At 34.8% G+C, this 1,585-nt stretch carries 2 protein-coding genes; both read right to left on the reverse strand.

What is annotated here, in order from left to right; translation table 11 throughout:
* Positions 1-575: 575 nt before the first annotated feature.
* Positions 576-788 carry a ribbon-helix-helix protein, CopG family gene (locus tag CQ839_RS24555; RefSeq protein WP_103670927.1) on the reverse strand — a complete coding sequence of 71 codons (213 nt, stop codon included), beginning with the start codon at positions 786-788 and terminating at the stop codon, positions 576-578.
* Between the two features lie 224 nt (positions 789-1,012).
* Complete coding sequence (locus CQ839_RS24560; RefSeq protein WP_146048811.1) at positions 1,013-1,336, reverse strand: hypothetical protein; 324 nt, start codon at positions 1,334-1,336, stop codon at positions 1,013-1,015.
* Positions 1,337-1,585 lie beyond the last annotated feature (249 nt).

Consider the following 1,585-nt stretch of genomic DNA (forward strand, 5'->3'; position numbering starts at 1 on the left):
CATTTTTGATGAATATCTTCCTAAATGGAATTATAGAGCCATTCCTCAAAATAACTGAAATGCATAAGTTATTTATTTTTCATTCCTTATTGACCCAATCGCAACTTTTTCAGTCAAAACTTTATCCCCGCTAATAACTGCATAAATTAAGAATGATACAAATAAGCCAAAAGCCAATCCCATACCCAAGCGCTTAGTTATTTCAGGATTATTTTCAGTGATCGCAACATTCTACATCTCCTCTTTCTTTATTTCTAGGGCTTTATTATGCACATTTACAATACATTTGCCTCTATTTTTGATAAGCTCAACCATTTCGAGATTGAGCTTATCTAGTTATTGAATAGTAGTTATGATTTGTTCTATAGGAAACCCTAACGGAAAAATCGTCTATATCAATTACTTGATCAGGAACAGCCATGTCAAGTGCTTGGAATGGAAGATATTCACTCACTTTGTAATAGTTTGTAGACATTATTTATTACTTAGTACCTATAAAAAATCGAACTCTGGACAATATGTCTATGAGTTCGACTCCTTTTATCGAATTACCGAACCCACATCAAAACTCTAAATTACGGTAAAACAAGCTCTTTCACAACCTGATCATCTTTTACAACTCCAAGAGATCTCCCCTTCTGTTTCTCGTCCTGAGCAATGCCATAGAGAGCTAATCCCGTCCTTAAAACCTCAGCCATATTCTTACCTGATTCTTCTGCTAGTTTCTGAAGCAACTCGTATGCCTCAGGACTCAGGTCAAGATTTAGGCGCTTTCTGTTTGTAGCCATAACTGTCTCTCAATGCTCCTTAAGATTTAGTGAAATAAATTCTTGTATGCTGTTCAAATATTTTGGATCTTCATTATACAAATAAAATACATTTTTTGTGTAAAAAACATTCATTTTATTTTACATTTATTTACATCAAAAAAAAACAAGGCGTTGAGTTACCTCAATCACCTTATTAAAAGTTTAAATTGCTTGGCATAGCGATCAAAACGAGAAAACTATATCTACTCAATCCGAAAAGTAACTAAATCATAGGTAGTAAACAAACTAACTGCTTTACCAAACAGATCAAATCTTTCCACAATAGTTCTAATTCCATCATGTTCGAGCGTCATGCGCCCAAACCAAGGCTTGTGCCATTCAAGAACTGTTTGAGAGTACTCTCTGAGAATTATTACATTCCTACATTCGCGCCTAATCGTGCCATAGATGTCTCGGAGGTTTTGCCTACAGACTAAATCAATTGCACTCTGATACTTTTGCGATCCTGAGTTACCAGTAGAGAGAGCAGGATTGGTCAAAAGAGAGTCATTATCAAGTGTCATCATAACTAGCTCCTGCAAGATAAGCTTTATTTGTGCAGATAATATTCAATTTATACATAATATTTATGCATAAGTCAAGCAGTATTTGATGTTGCTCTAAATAATCCTGATTTTTTACTTCTTCTATAAGTACCTCAGCATAAGGCGTTGTTGCATAAAAAGGGGAGGGGAAGGTAAATTAGATATTAATCAGGAGATGAAACCGTAACAAATGAAACAGCAATATCAGATCCGCAACTGGTCAGAGTATAA

Source organism: Pseudanabaena sp. BC1403 (genome assembly GCF_002914585.1).
Lineage (GTDB): Bacteria > Cyanobacteriota > Cyanobacteriia > Pseudanabaenales > Pseudanabaenaceae > Pseudanabaena.